Source organism: Paenibacillus sp. N3.4, assembly GCF_008017805.1.
GTDB lineage: Bacteria > Bacillota > Bacilli > Paenibacillales > NBRC-103111 > Paenibacillus_E.
The window spans coordinates 13,284-30,192 of sequence record NZ_VRTT01000017.1 but is presented as its reverse complement, the minus strand read 5'-3'; the positions used below and the strand labels follow the sequence as shown (position 1 = coordinate 30,192).

Here is a 16,909-nt window from a genome sequence, read left to right as displayed (position 1 = left end):
AAGTACCCACCCAAACTGTCACTACTCCGTTTTCGACTTTCCGTTTGTACCATTCCGACCATGCTGTTGTCGATAATCATTCGGGTTCATACCGGTCACACTTTTGAATCGTTTGGAGAAATGCGCGAGATTCGAGTACCCGACATGCGCGGCGATGCTGCTGATCGACATGCCGCTTTTGGACAACAGCTCCTTGGCCATTCCCATACGCTCCTGAACCAAATATTCAGTAACCGATATACCGGTTTCTTTCTTGAAGATGCGATCCAGATAATCCGGATTCAAGTAGACATGATTAGCAATTTCCTCGCGTGACAGCTCTTGTTCATTTAAATGAAGCGCAATATGATTTCTAACACGCTCCGCGACGGATTGCGTTTGTTCAACCGTATTCACGTATTGAAGAGATCTCTCCATGATGTGCTTGATCCATGCAATCGTATCCGTTACAGAACGCGTAGCACGCGGTGCAAGCTCAATCGATACGGCATCACTTAACAGCTCGCGTGCCTGAATGCCTTTGAGCATGATGACGTGATACACCATTTGCAGGAAATCGTGATGAAATTGATGCAACACCTTCGCATCTAGTTCTCCTGTATTCATCATGCTCTCCAAATAACGCTCAGCCTCCGACAACACCTTCGTCATTGAACCTTCTTTCAACATGACCGACCACACAGGTAGATCCGGCATTACAACGGGCTTGGAGAATTGTTTTTTTCCAGATAGCATGAAAACTGTATTGTTATAAGCAACATTGTTTTTATCGAGATGAGACAGCTCGTGAACCATCGATGGCAGTTCGTGTACGAACGCCCGGTTCCCGATGTAGCAGGAGATATCGCAATAGAAGAACTGTCTACAAGAAGTGATGAAATCTTCGCACTTTTGTTTCAATCGCTCCATCTCCGGTTCCGCTTCCTGATCCCAAGACACGATCGCCAGCAGATTTTGGCTGCCCAATTGCAGCACTTGTCCCTTCTCTTTGTGTTCAACGATCATTTCTTCGGCGCTGTTTTGAATGGCATATTCCAGAATCTTCTCATCGCGCAAACTCAACTCTTTATAAAAGCGTTGCACGCTGATCAGAACAGGCAAAAACCTCATTTCCTCTGAAAAAGGGATATTGCGATCCGCGGCAGACTCTCGAATAGCTTCCAAATTTGACGGAATGGTTTCATGCAAAATATCGAGCCAAAATCGCTCAATCAGGATCGGCTGGTGCTGGACCCAAAATTGGCCGTAACGGCTGTATTGCTGAAGTTCACTCTCTTTATTGATCTTTGCCCCTGCTTTCACAATTACCTCTTCCAGCTGAGCAAGAGCAACCGGCTTCAACAAATAATCGAAGCAGCCAAGCTGAATGGCTTGCTGCGCAAATTTGAAATCGGCATGACAAGTTAAGAAAATCGATTCCGTTTTCGGATAATGCTCCCGTACCCAGGTTAAGAGCTCTAGACCGCTGCCTTGCGGCATTTCAATGTCACAAAGCATGATATCGATGGGATGAGCCTCAAAAATCTCCTTCGCTTGCCTAATATTATAAGCCGTGTGGACAGTTGAAACCCCAAACGTCTCCCAGTGCAAATCTGATTTAAGCCCTTCTACGAATAGAATTTCATCATCCACAATGAGCATTGCATCATAATCGCTCTCCTTTTCCCATATCCGGCTGTAATGGCAGCGTAATGACAATGACAGCACCTCCAGAAGCCATATTGGCAAATGCGATGTCAGCACGGCTCTGGTACAACAGCAACAGTCTTTGTTGAACATTCCAAATTCCGATATGTTCGCCTTGTGTACTCGTCATCTGGGTTCCACTGCGAATTTCCCTCAGTACATCCTCCGGAAAACCCGGCCCCGTATCTTGAATGGTTATTTTGAGTGTGGGGGCTGCAGCCGCATCGTCGAGTTCCAAATTGATCGTCAAAAGAACCGGTTCGTCCATCGTTACCGCATGCTTGATCGCATTTTCCACAAATGTTTGAACGACAAGCGGCGGGATCGGGGTACGCAGCAAATAGTCAGGAACTTGAATCGTACACTGTAAATGATTCGGAAATCGCAGCTCCTGTATGCGCAAATAATTCCGAACATGCTGTAATTCTTCTTGCACAGAGACAAAAGTCAAATTACTTCGGAACATATAGCGGAAATAGCCAACCAAACATTGCGCCATCTCTTCAATCAGCGCATAATTTTTGGCGCGCGCGAGCGTGTGCATAATATTAAGCGAATTCAAATAAAAGTGCGGATTGATTTGCAGCTGCAAATGCTGGAGCTCCGCCTTTTGCTTGTTCATCTGCTCTTCATACACATGGATCCGTAATTCTTGAATTTGTGACATCATATTATTAAAGGTTTCATTAACAAGTTGAAACTCATCAGATGTCTTAAACGATTGAATCCGCATGTCCAAATTGCCGTCCTTAATTCGTTTCATCGCTAAAATCAGGCGGTTGATCGGAAGGAGCACCGTTTTCCGGAGAAGCAGCAAACAGACGGGCAATAGAATGAAAACTCCGACGAGAATGAAATTAACAATGTTTCGGAGGATAGGAAGATTCTTTAATATTTGTTCATCCGGTATGAGGGCAATCAGATTGAAATTCCCTACAGCCGACTTATCGCCGACTACCAGATAACGGTGATCGTCCCCGGTTAAATAATAGTGTTGAAGATTTTTATTTACATCTAGCCGGTTATTCCTAACAATTTCAGCATTTACCAAAGGCACGCCGTCATTCGTCGTAAATAAGGCTGCCCCTTTTTCTCCTAGTCCGATGAGATTTAGCGGCATCATTAAATTGTCGAATAGAATCCATGTACCGACATACGTATCGCTCACCTTGATCGTACGCAACAAGTAATATTTTTCTCCGATTTCCTGCACGTACCAACGATTTATCGGTAAATTGGGCGTTGCCTTTCCGGTTTCATCCTCAATAAAGTTTCTGACCGATTCTCGTTCAGCATAATTTGTAACTTCCCGGAATGCATTCAAGTAATATTGATTGGGAGCCGAATAAATAAAAAAGCCGTCCACCGATTTGAAATTCAACATATTTTCGGTAATCCGGTTAGATAGTCTTCTTAAAGCGAAGTAGCGATCACTTTCTGAAACTTTGTTCTCAATGCCGGTAAAGTCGGCTTCGGCGATAGTTAAGCCCATTAAATACGATTCCGCGAACCGTAATTGTTCATCGATTTGTCCCATATACAAAGACATCATTTTTTTGTTGGAATCTGCCACTTGACTCCGAACAACGCCGATCGCATAGTAGTTGGTATAGATGAGCAGCAAGCTTAACGGCACTGTGATCAGCACCACGCCGACGATCAGCTTGAAACGAATGGAATTGAAAGGTATTCGAAAAAAACGGCCTGTCATGAATGCTCCCTCATTTCATATTCTTCTCTAATCATTATTGACTGAATGTACGAATTAAAAAAGCCAGCAGTCTGCTGGCTTCTCCTATTAATTAGAATGATAAATTTATTATAGTAACTTAACCGGTCACTTACTACTCCGTTTTAGACTTCCTGCTTGTACGATTTCGACCATTGCAGTTTTAATGCAAACGGTTCATGGTGATATTGATTCATCGAGAAATATATGGTACGAATTGGCATGCCAAGGACGATTGGATTCAGCGGGTTATCATCATTTATCTTCATTTGGGACACTAATGAACCGTAAAAAGCCAAGTTCGATAATTTCTTATTAAGAAGTTATCAGACTTGACTGTATCATTCATTTACCCAATATTTCCTTTTAATAACTGTTTCAATGCTAGTGCGTCTGACATTAATTGTTCAACGTTATCATCCTTAACAAACTCAAGAAGTGCATAACGATTTTCATGGTCATCAATCTGTGCCAGATACTGCCTCCACTCATGCATACCCTCAGAAAATGGCATTCGTCTGCCTTCCTTCCAGTAATACGTATGAAGATTTAACAATTTCTTGCGTACTGCCAGTTCGTGCAGACCCGCGCAACGCTCATTCATGCTAAGTCCTTCTGTTGGCTGCCACAAACAAAATAGATTTGGATGATTTACCTCATCTAGAAGAAGCATTGCCGATTCATTGTTATCCGTCAATGTCCCTCTATGCCATTCTAATGCTACCTGAATACCTTCTCGTTCCGCCAAACTAGCAATTTGTATAGCTTCCTCAGTGAGTCTATTTCGGTACACTGTGCTAACTTCTGAAGAAGAACGTACTCCAGCCCAAACTCTGATAATAGGAGCATGCAACGCTTTAGCCGAAATAAGGCTTTGTAAAAACACTTCAGCTGGTCGTTCATTTTCCAACAAACGAAAATAGGAACCATATGCGGCAATCTGTATACCAGATTCAATCGTTTTCCGGTAAAGTTGATTTGCTCCTTCTTCATCTCCAGGAAAAACATGAATATTCTCCGACCATTCAATTGCCTCTAACCCACAGCTTATGCTAATTTGGAGGATTTCTTCTACCGTCTTCTCTCGAAATGTGACAGATACTAGTCCAGGTACAATCATGATTTTTCAATTCCTCCACTCTCATATATGATTATTATACATGAAGTTACGATACATAAAATAATCAAAATCAGCATATAAGCCGCTGCCATTAAATCCTGAAGACAGACTCCAAGGAACACGCCCGCGAAGCCAGGTTTTCCACAGTATTCCTCCGATAATGTGCCGAAATCGTGTAAAGGACCAATGTCAGCCCAGCTAATGCCATCCCGGGAGTAGGCAAATTGGAGCACGGCTTATCCTTGCCCGCGATGCTTCTCAAAACACAGGCATAGGTTCCACGCGTTACGTCGTAACTCAACCGAATGTAATAATAGTCTCACAATAAGGGCTGCCGAGTGGCTGCTCTTTCTTAGTTCATCTATAGTTTCTCGTTCGCGCAACGATTACATACTATTCTTTCACGCGCTCTGGGCAACCAGGCTATCCAGAACCGCCGCGATCGACAGACAATATGACAGTTTTTTTACAACTCGTATGCTAAATTTGTTAAATATCACTTGATGCTTCAATGAAAGGATAAAGAAAAATTCAATATGGAAAATAAAATAGTACCCACCTAAAAATAACCAATTCAACGAATTCTTCTGATACATATAGGAATTCAAATAAAAAAGGAGTGTGTGAAGCGTGGTGCTTAAAAAGGTAATCGCCGCTGGTCTTGCTTTAGTTATGATCATGGGGAGCGGCACAGCCGTTCTAGCCAAAGAGAATAGCAGTAAAAAAGATGACAATAAGGTTGAAATACATCTCACCTTTGACGATTTGCAAAGTGCCGAATGGGCGGTACGCTATATCGCGAGCTTAGCATCGAAGCGTGTATTTGACGGTTATGAGGATGGCACTTTTAAACCTCAGAATACCGTTTCACGAATTGAAGCGATTACTGCTGCGGTTCGTCTGATGGGTCTTCGCAGCCAAGCAGAATCATCGGCAGAAATGAGCACTCATCTGAATTTTAAAGATGCTGATAAAGTTCCTTCTTGGGCTGTCGGTTATGTGGCTGTTGCTTTAGAAAATGATTTGTTCTCGGAAAATGATGATATGGTTCAGCCTCAAAAAGAAGGCGACCGGCTTTGGGCAACGACTCTTTTAGTTAAAGGATTGAAGTTGGAGGCTCAGGCGAGAGCGAAAATGAACACGACCCTGCCTTTTAAAGATGCGAAACAGATTCCTGCAGGCGCTGTTGGTTATGTCGCTGTTGCCATTGAGAAAGGTTTGATTGATGGTTTCGAAGACAACACATTTAGGCCAAATCTACCGGTAACACGGGCTCAGCTTGCAGCTTTGCTCGATCGTACGGGAGGTCAATTGCCAGACCAAGGGAATAACACGATGAATGGAACTGTAAGCAGGGGTGTTACAAACAACACGCTTAGTATCACGAGTTCCGGCACAACATCAACTTATCCGCTGTATCCAGACGTTTTCATTTATCGGAACGGGTCCAAAGTAAATGCTTCTGCTTTGCAGGTTGGGGACGTAGTGAAAGTACGCACATTTAACGCTCAAATTGTATTCATTGAAGTGACCAATGCTGTGCAATCGATTATCTATAGCGGCACCGTAAGTAGCGCAGTTACGAATAATACATTGACGCTAACGAAGGCTGGAGCTACCTCTACACTACCGCTTCATCCGGATGTCGTCGTTTATCGCAACGGCATTAAGGTGAGTGCGTATGACCTAAAAGTTGGGGATGAAATTAACATTCGTACTTCGGATAATAAGGTCATCTACATCGAAGTCACCAAATCGATTGTACCTATTTCTAGCAGTGGGACAGTTAGTGCTACTGTTAATAACAACGTGCTGAAGCTTGCAAAATCGGGAGTTACCACGGAGTATACTCTTCATCCAGATGTGGTCATTTATCGGAATGGCGTGAAGGTCACGGCTGCCTCCCTGTTGGTTGGCGATGAAGTGAATGTTCGCACTTCCGACAATAAAGTCATTTTCATTGAAGTAACGCAAACAGCACAAGCCATTACAAATAGCGGTACAGTTAGCGCAGCCGTAAGCAATAACGTACTTAAGCTTCAGAAATCAGGTGTTACATTTGAGTTAACACTTCATTCGGAAGTTATCGTCTATCGCAATGGATTGAAAGTCAATGTTTCCGAACTGAAAATTGGAGACGAAGTCAATATTCGCACATCCGAAAATAAAGTCATTTATATTGAAGTGACCAAAATGGTTCAACCCATTACAAACAACGGAACGATCAGCGCACTGGTAAGCAATAATGAACTAAAGCTCACTAAGTCGGGAGTTACAACTGTATTCACACTTCATCCGGATGTCGTTGTCTATCGAAATGGCGTGAAGGTCAGAGCTGTAGATTTAAAAGTAGGCGATGAAGTCGATATTCGCACCTCTGACAATAAAGTCATTTACATTGAAGTCACCAAAATGATTGATGCGAATCAGCCATTTGATCTTACTGGAAAATTAAAAGGAACTACGCTCAATGCCCAAGGTGAGCTTGCAACGATAACAATCACTCAAACCGTGAATGGGAAGGAACAAACAACGATCTATCAGGTCTCCGCTGGTATCACACTTTCCGGCAACCTGGCATCGTTTAAGGAGGGAAATCTCGTACAGCTTAAAGGTGTTAATAAGCTCGTAACATCCATCACGATCAAATGATATGTGAAAAGCATGAATTAATTAAAAGCAGGCCGTTCTTTATTAGAAGGCGGGCTGCTTAATGCTCCAAGAAGAACTCTTACTACCGTGTATTCTATTGCAATAATCTGCCCTTTCGTATAGCTGAGAAGGCTGCCGATCGTTCGATCTGGGCAGCCTTCTTGATTATTGCTAAAGTTCTCCGTTAACTTTTTAACTTTATCTTCGAATTTTTCAGGGTCCTCGTATCCATCGTGCTCCAGAATCCTGTAATGAAGAATATCAATCCATTCCCTGCAATTTTCAATGTTATCTGGAATGGAGTTAATCTGGAGCTTCAAGGCATCATAAGATTAAAATTCACTTAAATACTCTATTGTATGAACTCCCCCCACATGACTTCTTCGTGCTCAGTATTGTCTTCTAACATATCCACCAACTCCCCAATTATCCGATAATCATTAGCTTTATATATTTCTCCTAGGGCTTCCTCAAATAATAAAATTTCCGATTAAGTTCTCATAAATCGATTTCAGCTCTAAAAATGGACCTCTCTGTAACCTAAAGATTGTATAAACCTCGATACTTTCCATTTATTCCATGGTATTATGACAATATCTCAGAACTAGGAGGAAATTCTAGAATTTTATGAAATCAATGGTAGCTAATACAGATGAAAAAGTATGTCCTGATTGCAACCACGTTATGGAAGATATCAAGGGCTATGTTACTTGGTGTGAAAAGTGTAATTGGAATTTAAAAACTGCAAAAAAATATGTACCTAAAAGTATATTCGAAAAAATATATTTAAGAGCAGGAGAAAAATCGGGTCAAAATTTACTTCATTCTTTACTTCAAAAGGAAAATTTAAACCCTACTTTCTTTAGTTTGAAATTGTTGACCTTAGTTGCCTCTTCATTTATTCATTTAGCTAGTTTGTGCATCTTCGTATCCGGGTTCTATTTAATTAAAAGCGATTTTCCAAACGTACTTTTTATCATATTGGGCATATCTCTAATGGTATTAGCTTGGATTACACGTCTGAAACCAAATAAGCTTCGTCATCCTCCTCTCTCTAGAGAGCACTATCCAAACTTGTATAAATTCACTGATGAAATCTCTTCTACATTGAATGCTGATAAGGTTTACGGGATTATCATTGATGAAAAATTTAATGCCTCTTTTTCTCAAATCGGTTGGAAACAAAAGAAAATACTGCGTTTGGGGTTACCCTTACTGTCCGTTTTAAATAAACAAGAACTTGTTGCTCTTATCTCTCATGAAATCGCTCATGGAATAAACGGTGACCTCAATAAAGGATTATGGGTTGGTTCAGCCATTCATACACTATCTTCATGGTATCAAATCACAAAACCAGACAAGATTTTTGATACTCGATACCGTGCCGGTGCATTATTTATGATTTTCGCCAATATCCTTCTACTTTTAGTTTCAAAGATTTTATATTTTCTCTTGTACTTACTTTGCCACCTGAATTGGCGTGACTCTCAACGTGCTGAGTATTTGGCAGATCAGATCGCGGCCAAAACAGCAGGCAAAGAAGCCATTCTTTCGTTACTAAATAAGCTACATTTCCAAGATTCATATGAATTCACAATACTTAAAGTTATTAATACAAAGAGAGAGGGTCATTTTTTTGAAGATTTTGTTGAGCAAGTCTTAATGACGCCTGAAAAAGAACTGGAGAGGATAAAAAGATTAGAGCTTTTAGATAACTCACGACTAGATGCTACTCACCCACCTACAGGTAATCGGATTACTTATATAAACTCTTTGGATCTAGACAAAGCTAATTTTATTATTAAAAACGAGACATATCAGCTCATAATGAATGAAATATCAGAATTACATTTATCAATAGAAAAAAGTATACTGGATGATTATAAACTCAGATACATTCAATTTTAATTTACTGATCTATGCTGCGAAATGGAAAAATCAAAAGCATAGTGGAAGCTTACAACACCAATTCAATGTCTCCCCTCGATAATACTTGATACGTTTGTTTTATGGAAAAAATACAATTATTAACGCTATTTCCCTGCTTTTTTATGGGAAATAGGCAGTTCATTGCTGGCTGCCTTCTCATTTTGGTTATTATGCTTAGGTCTCTCTTAGCTGAATTCAATAAATAGAGAGTTCACTCATTCCTGAAATCATATTTCTCATTTGGCAATTTTAAATCGTGACCGTTAATCCTAACAGTATCATTGTCAATCCAAACGATATATGCATTTTCTTCTCTATAATTCCAATAGATATTCTTTTTCTTCTTAGAGTTTTTGTTGAAAATAAGTTCTGCTCTTACAGAAAAGTCAGTCGTTGCCCCCCCGCTAGATAGGTACGCATTAATTGTATATTTGCCGTTGGGAGAGGTAGATTGTCCAATTAGATCACCCGTCGGCAGACGATTCATGTCAAAGAAAGCCCAATAAATTCCATATCCGATTAAACCTATGAACAGCAATCCTATTGAAAGTAAAAATTTGAACACGTTTTTTTTGGTTCTTTGGATTTCTAAAATAATACTTTTGTCATCGATTGAATGTGCCATTTTCCTCCACTATTAACAGCCTCATTATTATTTTCTTAAAGTATAACATCATCTTTTGTCCTAATTCATTATCTTATTCTACCCGTTCGTATTATGAGATCAACCAGAACTTACTGGTTGATCCTTTTTGCATTTGCTTAGAGGATTATGGTAGCCGTGTCGAACGTTCCTGCCCGTGGGTCATGATCCCGAGCACTAAAATGTTCACCTCTACTTGTGAATACCATGTTTAAGGTTGGTTGGGACAAGGATCCCGTATCAAATGCGATGCTATTGAGCTATAAAAAGAATCACTGGGGCTACGGGTAAATTCACATCAAGGAGAGATCTGATGAATCCAGTCATCAGTCTAGATATTTCTAAAAGAGGAAAGCCATGCATACTTTTCACTATTCCACACCAATTCTATTCACTTGCTGGAAATATTGACAGGCTATTAGCTTGTATAGCTCAATGTTGGAAACCTAATCACTATTATTCCAAGTTAATATTCCTACATCTTCTTCGAATCCATTAAGTAATGTATTCTCTATCATTTCAATATCAATTATCACATTGAGCCATGCTTCCATTGAGTCCTCTAGTCTTTCTCTATCTATTGACAGAAACTTCCCCGCTTTATTAGCCCGAAGTAATTCGTCTAAGAATTTAGCATCTTCTAACGTTATCTTTGTTTTGTTCAAACAAAACAAAGATAAGTTTTGCAATAATTCCTTCGTGTCATCTTCAAGTATTGTAAGTATTCCTTCTACTGAAGGTTGTAAACAAGAATAACCTCCAGCTTGGTTATAGTAAACAACTCCAGACTTTGATTTTATTATAAGAGCAAGCTGCTCCAAGCTATATAGACAGACTTCTCGTTTTTTTTGCATGAAAGTAACCTCTTTTCATATCTTCATCCAACTCCCCTATATTACCATAATTAGGGTACACCTTGATGCATAACTGCCCGACCCTCGGAACGGGATTTGTACGAAATACCTAATATGGGGATCTAATGTACTTACCAGTGCAAACTAAAATAGGTTGCCAAGCTTTATTAATTTACATTATTTGTTCTTTCACAGAAATAATTATGCTATGTTACTCATATATTCAATGAAAATTATCCGTTATTAAACAGAGGAGGATCGCAAAAAAAGCACCAGCAGCATCCACCTTTACCCATACACGGATGTCATATTCACTACCTACTTTCATTTTGCCGTAAACCGCCTGCTGTACCCCGCGAAATGCAGCGGTACGGACAACCTTCATTCCGTATGCGCCGGTGTGAGCATCACTATTGACCGTAAGCGTTGAGTTCCCACGCGGTGTCCACCCATTAACCGTCCCTGTCTCGAAGTCTGGGTTCGTAAACAAGTTTGACGCAATCTGCCCAGAGGGCACCGTTGGATCTATGGCCGCCATTCCAGTCAAAGGATGTAGAAGCGACAAAACCATAATGAACGTAATAAACAAGATGAGCTGGAGCCCTTTCATTTTTCCTGAAAACATCATTACTCCTCCTTTAATCCTATTCATACGAGTAAGAAATCTATCCTTTCACACCGCCAAGGGTTAAGCCTTTGACGAAATAGCGCTGCAGGAAAGGATACACGAGAATGATTGGCAAACTTGATACAACGGTCATGGTAGCTCGGATGGATCCAGGTGTAACCGCATGTTCGGTTTGCCCAGATGAAGCATCCTGTAAAGCTTGCTCTAACGTTCCCGTCACTTGTTGATTCGCTGACTGTAAAATCTTCATGAGCTCATACTGAAGCGTGCTTAAATTCGGATTGTTGGATGCGTATAGAAACGTATCGAACCAAGCGTTCCATTGCGAAACGGCAATGAATAGAGCGATTGTAGCAAGTACAGGCATACACAGTGGAAATATGATTTGCACAAAAATGCGAAAGTCACCAGCTCCGTCTATTTTGGCAGATTCATTCAAGCTCTCCGGCAAGGAATGAATATACGTCCTGATCACCAACAGATTAAAGGCTGTTACGATACCAGGAAGTACATAAACCGCAAAGTTATTGACCAATCCAATATCCCGAATCAAAAAGTAAGTAGGAATGAGTCCGCCATCGATGTACATCGTGAAGACGTAAGCCATCGTGATGAAATTTCTCAATACATAATCCTTGCGGCTGATCGTATACGCCACCATCGCTGTTAGAAACACACCTGAAATAACGGCAATCACCGTGCGTAGGAGGGATATCATACCCGCATGCCAAATATGGGAATCTCTAATCAAATCCTTATAATTAAATAACGTGAACTTTCTAGGCAACAAATAAATGCCGCCCTTCATACTGTCCGTTGCATCATTAAGAGATAGCGCTATTACGTTTAGAAATGGGTATAACGTAAGCACTAACAACAAGCTCAATAGGATGGTATTGATGATGTCAAACAGATTACTGCCTGTTAAAAACGGTTTTGTACGGTGCATAGTTGCGTCCCCACCTTATATGATTCTTTCTTCACCCATTTTACCCGCGATGTAGTTGGCCATTAAGAGCATGACGATACTGACGATACTGTTGAAAATACCTGCTGCTGCAGCAAAAGAATAGCGTGATAAGCGTATGCCGTACTCCAATACAAAGATATCGAAGACCATCGATTTATCCTTAACCAGACTGTTGCCGAGCAAGTACTGCTGTTCAAAACCGGCTTGCATCACGTGACCAATGCTCATGATGAGCAGAATCACGATGGTTGGTTTTATACCGGGAAGGGTGATATGGAGGATCTTATGCAACCGGTTGGCTCCATCCATTTCTGCAGACTCATATAAATGTGGTTCAATAGCGGAGATGGCCGCCAGATAGATGATGGCGTTCCACCCTACATTTTTCCACACATTTGCAAGCCCAATAATCCACCAGAACAGTCCCGGCTTCCCCAGCCACATCTGAGAAGAATCGAGCACGCCCAGCTTCAGCAGCAGAATATTAACGATCCCATTGTCAGAGGAGAGCATAACCATAATGATATTGGCAGCAACCACCCATGAGATAAAATAAGGCAAATAGGAGATCGTCTGTACCGTTCTCTTAAACCAAGTCATTCTCACTTCATTTAATAATACCGCCAACCCTATTGCCGTAATGAAGCTAAACGTAATATTGATGGCGCTCATGGCAAGCGTATTGCGAAGAACCTGATAGAACAACTCGTCTGTAAAAATACGCTTGAATTGTTCAAATCCGACCCACTTTTGATTTAAAAAGCTTTTACCTGGCACATATTCTTGGAAGGCCATCGACCATCCCCATAATGGCATATACTTAAAAATCAGTAGATGGATCAAAAGCGGGACGGACATAAGCACCAGGACTCTTTGCCGCCATAGTCGCTGAGTAAATGTTTTTTGCAGCATGATGAACCTCTCCTATCCGCTTGTTCTTGCACTCTCTTTGTATGTTAAAATTTACCATTTAATAAGAGTGAGAGGAGAATTCTCCTCGTGCTAAATCCCCCTCACCGCCAAATGCTTACCAATTCTTCATTCGGAAATCAACCGTTTTCTGAAGCTCATCGATATACGATTTTGTATCTAAAGCCTTGAATTTCCCCACATACTCATCCCATACTTTGTTGTAGTCAGCTGGATTCGACATAATCAACTTTGGAATGTAGGAGGTCAATAAATCATCTATCTTTTGCTTGGTCAGCTCCGCTTTGCCGCCTTTTTCCAAAACGATATCAAACAGCGGGAAATACTTGCGTGGCTCTGGTTTTGTAAATAAATCATTGTAAGACGAAATCCCATATGCCTTAATGATTTCTTTATCGATCGCATTGTAAGTGGCCGTAAGCAGTTCCGCCTGATTATCGGCGCGTGCTGCATTTCCGTCTGCCCAGTATCCGACCGAAATTGGCAGCCCCAGGAAGTAATCCCCGCCCCACTGCTTTTTGTACTCCGGATTTTTAAAATTCGCGATCATCTCACTCGTTCTATAGAATCGGCCCTGCTCGTTAACTTTATAATCAACGTCCTTTACGCCCCAGGAAATCAAATTCTGCGTGTCTTGTTTAGCTAGATAATCCAGATACTTGATAATGCCAACGGGATCTTTGGCGTCCTTGGAAATTCCCATACCGGCTGATGTTGACATGCCCAGCGGTGGGGTATACTGCTCTTTTATGCTGCTATCGTAGACGAGTGGCAACGGCACGAAAGAACGCTCTGGTTTTTCTTTGTCCAGAATATCAATGGCTTTGCCTATCTGGAAACGTTGGTCGTGTAATCCAAGTACTCTACCGGAAGTAAGCTTGGCAATATATTGATCGTAGTTCATGATGAACATCTCTTGATCCAACAATTTTTTGGCGTTGACCTCATTCAATTTCTGATAGTAACGCTTCGACATGTCTTTATCCTGGAAAGTATCTACCTTGAAGCCGCCATCCACCTTGTTGGCAATCCCAGCACCGTCATTGGGATAGCCGGCGAGAAAGAACGACGGATTAACCAAGTCATGTTTACGCGAGCCCTCCATAATCCCTTCAAAACCAATCGTTTTGCCGCCTTCAATTTCCGGATACTTCTTGGCATATTTTTCGATCAAATCGAAATATTCATCAAGCGTCTTGATCTTCGGGTAGTTAAACTCCTTCAATACCGCTTTCTGAATCCAAAACCCAGTTTGGGGAGTTCCAAGCAGCGGTGCTTTATCTCCCTCTTCGTATGGCACCCATCCAGGAAGAAAATAAACCTTGCCATCCGGCTGTTTCAGCTTATTCCAGCGGGCACCGTATAGCTTCTTAAGGTTTGGAGCGTATTTGTCCATCAAATCATCAAGCGGAATATAGGCGCCAGCGTTAAGCAGTTTGGATGTAGACGGCCCTCCGTCCATAAGATCCGGGTAATGTCCGGAGGCAATCATGACGCCAATTTTCGTATCCAAATCGCCGACCAGATATTCCCGCTTTAGCTTGACATTAGTCTCTTTGTCAATCATGTCTCCTACGCGAGTGGACCCTGGATAATCAGGTAAGGATCGATTAATAAATACACTGTATTCTTTTGGTTCCGCTTTCACATTGCCCCCTGATTCAGTACTGCTTGGTTTCGATTCCCCGTCGCTGCATGCTGCAGCAGTCAGGGCTAATACAGCGACTAACGTTACGGAAGCCGCTTTTCTGAAAGCCTTCATTGGGATTCACTCCTCGTGGTTTTATCGTTCAGGTCATTAGCCTAAACCTATTATAAGTAGGATTATCTTACCATTCCTATATGACAGAATATAGAAATCGTTCGAAATAATATAGCATTTCATTCGAAGGGCTTTAGAGACCTTCCATTAGAAAGATTCCCTCTTTATAATGAAAGAATCAACTCATGATGGAGGATTACCGATGCCCGCATTCTTTGGCTTAGCTAGGTTAAACAACATGAAAATCCATAAAAAGCTGCTGCTCATCTACATTTTCTGTGTATTCCTCCCCATCACACTGACGAACTATCTGTTCTACGCCAAAATAACCCAAAGCGTGAAAAAAGAAGAGCATCGCAATATCGAACTCTCGCTCGAGCGTTTAGATAACCAACTGACTCGCTCCTTCAAGGAAGCCGCAGCGCTAAGCAACAATATTTATTTTTCACGGAGCTTCTACGAAGGTCTGGATACTACCTATCAGGACAATCTGGACTATACCCTAAATTACGGCAGCTACTTCCGTACTCCCCTTATGGGAGTCACCCCTTATTTCCAATATCATTTCAACATTAATTTCTATACGGATAATCCAACGGTTCTGAGTGCTGGAAGCGTCCTCAGAATCACACCTACGATACGCAACAGCTCTTGGTACTCACAATCCTTCCACACAAACAACAGCCATCGGGATATGTTCTATTTTGGACAGGAGGTGACTGCCGATGGGGAACGACTGTTCAGCGTCATCCGGAATTTGAACTACTACACGTCTTATGCCCAGTATCAAAAAATACTAAAAATTGATATTCGATATAATGTCCTAGCTGACATTTTTAATAGTGAGGGCGCCATGGGCAAGTTTTCCCTTGTTGACGACAATAACCGAGTGATTTATACAAGTTTGCCACAGCAACAATACTTAGCCACCTTTCAGTCTGCTTCTATTCCGGAAAATCAATTTACAATGACTAAGCAACTCACTCCGTTTGATTCCATGACAGGGTATAGAATTATCGGGGTTTATGAAGAATCCGTCTTGCACAAGGCGCTAGAGCAGCCTAAGAAATACGTCTTGCTTATCGCGTTGGCCAATCTGTTGTTTGCAACCATTCTTATTATTCTGATCTCCAGATCCTTATATTTCCGAACTCGACTGCTCTCCCGTCATATGGATAAGGTGGATAACCAACATTTTATGTTAATTGAGTATCCGCATGTCGGAAAAGATGAGATCGGTCTATTATTCCACAGCTTTAATCGGATGATCAGAAAGGTTAAACAGTTGATTAACGATGTTTATGAGGCTGAACTCCGGCAGAAGAGTTTTGAACTGGAAAGTAGACAAGCGGAGCTAATCGCCCTGCAAAGTCAGGTCAATCCCCACTACTTATTTAACGTTCTGGAAACCATTCGGATGAAATCTGTGATCAAAGGAGAACTGGAAACTGCGGATATTATAAGCTACATGTCCAAGTCATACAGAAGGTTTCTCATATCCAATAGGGAATGGGTAACTGTAGAGGAAGAGGTGGAAATGATACAGGAATTTCTGTCCATACAAAGTATCGGTTCGAAGATGAAATCGATTGTTCGCTTGAAGTTGAGAAGAATACGCTCCCCTTATACATTCCTTCCATGGTCTTCCAGCCCTTTGTGGAGAATGCGTTTAAGCACGGTATACAGGGATTAGATGAGAAAGGGCTCGTGTCCATACGCGTATATGAGGAGAAGGATTTCCTGGTCTTCTATATTGAAGACAATGGCATCGGGATTAAACCTGAGAAGCTGGATCAATTACTAGAGGACGTTCGGGCCAAAGAACCTCAGCTTAACCGGATCGGCATGCAAAATGTGTTTCGCCGGATCACCTTATTCTTTAAGGACCAATTTGAATTTAACATCAACAGCAAAGAACATGAATTTACGTCCATTGAGTTGAAAATACCCCTCTGCCGGGAGCATCCATCCGAAGGCTTTGATGACAAATAAAGGAGCTGTACAAA

The 16,909-nt window shown here is 41.5% G+C and carries 16 protein-coding genes; 4 read left to right on the top strand and 12 right to left on the bottom strand.

What is annotated here, in order from left to right; translation table 11 throughout:
- Positions 1–21: 21 nt before the first annotated feature.
- From FU659_RS10970 to FU659_RS38775, 4 genes are all read right to left on the bottom strand, one after another.
- A complete protein-coding gene (locus tag FU659_RS10970) occupies positions 22–1,698 on the bottom strand; it encodes a response regulator transcription factor (RefSeq protein WP_261807750.1) in 1,677 nt (558 codons plus the stop codon).
- Positions 1,646–3,397, bottom strand: a complete 1,752-nt coding sequence (locus FU659_RS10965; RefSeq protein WP_147947615.1) for a sensor histidine kinase — start codon at positions 3,395–3,397, stop codon at positions 1,646–1,648. Before FU659_RS10965 ends, FU659_RS10970 begins: the two co-directional genes overlap by 53 nt.
- Positions 3,398–3,764: 367 nt before the next feature.
- Positions 3,765–4,535: a sugar phosphate isomerase/epimerase family protein gene (locus tag FU659_RS10960; protein ID WP_147947614.1), complete on the bottom strand. Its 771-nt coding sequence runs from the start codon at positions 4,533–4,535 to the stop codon at positions 3,765–3,767.
- Entirely contained in the window at positions 4,532–4,768 is a 237-nt protein-coding gene (locus FU659_RS38775) for a beta-xylosidase family glycoside hydrolase (RefSeq protein ID WP_187274071.1), read from the bottom strand. Before FU659_RS38775 ends, FU659_RS10960 begins: the two co-directional genes overlap by 4 nt.
- Before the next feature lie 397 nt (positions 4,769–5,165).
- Here FU659_RS38775 and FU659_RS10955 point away from each other — a divergent pair, with 397 nt between their 5' ends.
- Positions 5,166–7,187 (top strand): S-layer homology domain-containing protein, encoded by a 2,022-nt coding sequence (locus tag FU659_RS10955; protein ID WP_261807749.1) that lies wholly within the window; start codon positions 5,166–5,168, stop codon positions 7,185–7,187.
- Between the two features lie 17 nt (positions 7,188–7,204).
- On the opposite strand, the gene FU659_RS10950 is transcribed toward FU659_RS10955, so the two are convergent.
- Complete coding sequence (locus FU659_RS10950) at positions 7,205–7,507, bottom strand: hypothetical protein (RefSeq protein WP_147947613.1); 303 nt, start codon at positions 7,505–7,507, stop codon at positions 7,205–7,207.
- Positions 7,508–7,539: 32 nt separating this feature from the next.
- Entirely contained in the window at positions 7,540–7,671 is a 132-nt protein-coding gene (locus FU659_RS38770) for an Imm30 family immunity protein (RefSeq protein ID WP_147947672.1), read from the bottom strand.
- Positions 7,672–7,814: 143 nt separating this feature from the next.
- On the opposite strand from FU659_RS38770, the gene FU659_RS10940 reads away from it, so the two are divergent.
- A complete protein-coding gene (locus FU659_RS10940; RefSeq protein ID WP_147947612.1) occupies positions 7,815–9,095 on the top strand; it encodes a M48 family metallopeptidase in 1,281 nt (426 codons plus the stop codon).
- Positions 9,096–9,327: 232 nt separating this feature from the next.
- Here FU659_RS10940 and FU659_RS10935 read toward each other — a convergent pair whose 3' ends face one another.
- The 6 genes from FU659_RS10935 to FU659_RS10910 all read right to left on the bottom strand — a co-directional run bounded on the left by FU659_RS10935 (position 9,328) and on the right by FU659_RS10910 (position 14,903).
- The gene (locus FU659_RS10935) at positions 9,328–9,741 is read right to left on the bottom strand and encodes a DUF5412 domain-containing protein (protein WP_147947611.1); all 414 of its coding nucleotides are present in this window, start codon (positions 9,739–9,741) and stop codon (positions 9,328–9,330) included.
- Between the two features lie 464 nt (positions 9,742–10,205).
- A complete protein-coding gene (locus tag FU659_RS10930) occupies positions 10,206–10,613 on the bottom strand; it encodes a DUF6210 family protein (RefSeq protein ID WP_147947610.1) in 408 nt (135 codons plus the stop codon).
- A 223-nt stretch (positions 10,614–10,836) separates the two neighbouring features.
- Positions 10,837–11,241 carry a carbohydrate binding domain-containing protein gene (locus tag FU659_RS10925; RefSeq protein ID WP_187274070.1) on the bottom strand — a complete coding sequence of 135 codons (405 nt, stop codon included), beginning with the start codon at positions 11,239–11,241 and terminating at the stop codon, positions 10,837–10,839.
- A 37-nt stretch (positions 11,242–11,278) separates the two neighbouring features.
- Complete coding sequence (locus FU659_RS10920; protein ID WP_147947608.1) at positions 11,279–12,190, bottom strand: carbohydrate ABC transporter permease; 912 nt, start codon at positions 12,188–12,190, stop codon at positions 11,279–11,281.
- A 15-nt stretch (positions 12,191–12,205) separates the two neighbouring features.
- Complete coding sequence (locus FU659_RS10915; RefSeq protein ID WP_147947607.1) at positions 12,206–13,123, bottom strand: ABC transporter permease; 918 nt, start codon at positions 13,121–13,123, stop codon at positions 12,206–12,208.
- Between the two features lie 115 nt (positions 13,124–13,238).
- On the bottom strand, positions 13,239–14,903 hold the full coding sequence (locus FU659_RS10910; RefSeq protein WP_147947606.1) for a type 2 periplasmic-binding domain-containing protein: 1,665 nt from the start codon (positions 14,901–14,903) through the stop codon (positions 13,239–13,241).
- 169 nt (positions 14,904–15,072) lie between these two features.
- Here FU659_RS10910 and FU659_RS10905 point away from each other — a divergent pair, with 169 nt between their 5' ends.
- Positions 15,073–16,596: a sensor histidine kinase gene (locus tag FU659_RS10905; protein WP_147947605.1), complete on the top strand. Its 1,524-nt coding sequence runs from the start codon at positions 15,073–15,075 to the stop codon at positions 16,594–16,596.
- Positions 16,542–16,895 (top strand): sensor histidine kinase, encoded by a 354-nt coding sequence (locus FU659_RS10900; RefSeq protein ID WP_187274069.1) that lies wholly within the window; start codon positions 16,542–16,544, stop codon positions 16,893–16,895. The genes FU659_RS10905 and FU659_RS10900 overlap by 55 nt, the downstream gene beginning before the upstream one ends.
- Positions 16,896–16,909: the final 14 nt, after the last annotated feature.

Coding starts and splice junctions, on each gene's coding strand:
- FU659_RS10900 (WP_187274069.1), top strand. CDS start 16,542: ATGGTCTTCCAGCCCTTTGTGGAGAATGCGTTTAAGCACGGTATACAG.
- FU659_RS10935 (WP_147947611.1), bottom strand. CDS start 9,741: ATGGCACATTCAATCGATGACAAAAGTATTATTTTAGAAATCCAAAGA.
- FU659_RS10920 (WP_147947608.1), bottom strand. CDS start 12,190: ATGCACCGTACAAAACCGTTTTTAACAGGCAGTAATCTGTTTGACATC.
- FU659_RS10930 (WP_147947610.1), bottom strand. CDS start 10,613: ATGCAAAAAAAACGAGAAGTCTGTCTATATAGCTTGGAGCAGCTTGCT.
- FU659_RS10940 (WP_147947612.1), top strand. CDS start 7,815: ATGAAATCAATGGTAGCTAATACAGATGAAAAAGTATGTCCTGATTGC.
- FU659_RS10925 (WP_187274070.1), bottom strand. CDS start 11,241: ATGATGTTTTCAGGAAAAATGAAAGGGCTCCAGCTCATCTTGTTTATT.
- FU659_RS10965 (WP_147947615.1), bottom strand. CDS start 3,397: ATGACAGGCCGTTTTTTTCGAATACCTTTCAATTCCATTCGTTTCAAG.
- FU659_RS10905 (WP_147947605.1), top strand. CDS start 15,073: ATGAAAGAATCAACTCATGATGGAGGATTACCGATGCCCGCATTCTTT.
- FU659_RS10910 (WP_147947606.1), bottom strand. CDS start 14,903: ATGAAGGCTTTCAGAAAAGCGGCTTCCGTAACGTTAGTCGCTGTATTA.
- FU659_RS10915 (WP_147947607.1), bottom strand. CDS start 13,123: ATGCTGCAAAAAACATTTACTCAGCGACTATGGCGGCAAAGAGTCCTG.
- FU659_RS10960 (WP_147947614.1), bottom strand. CDS start 4,535: ATGATTGTACCTGGACTAGTATCTGTCACATTTCGAGAGAAGACGGTA.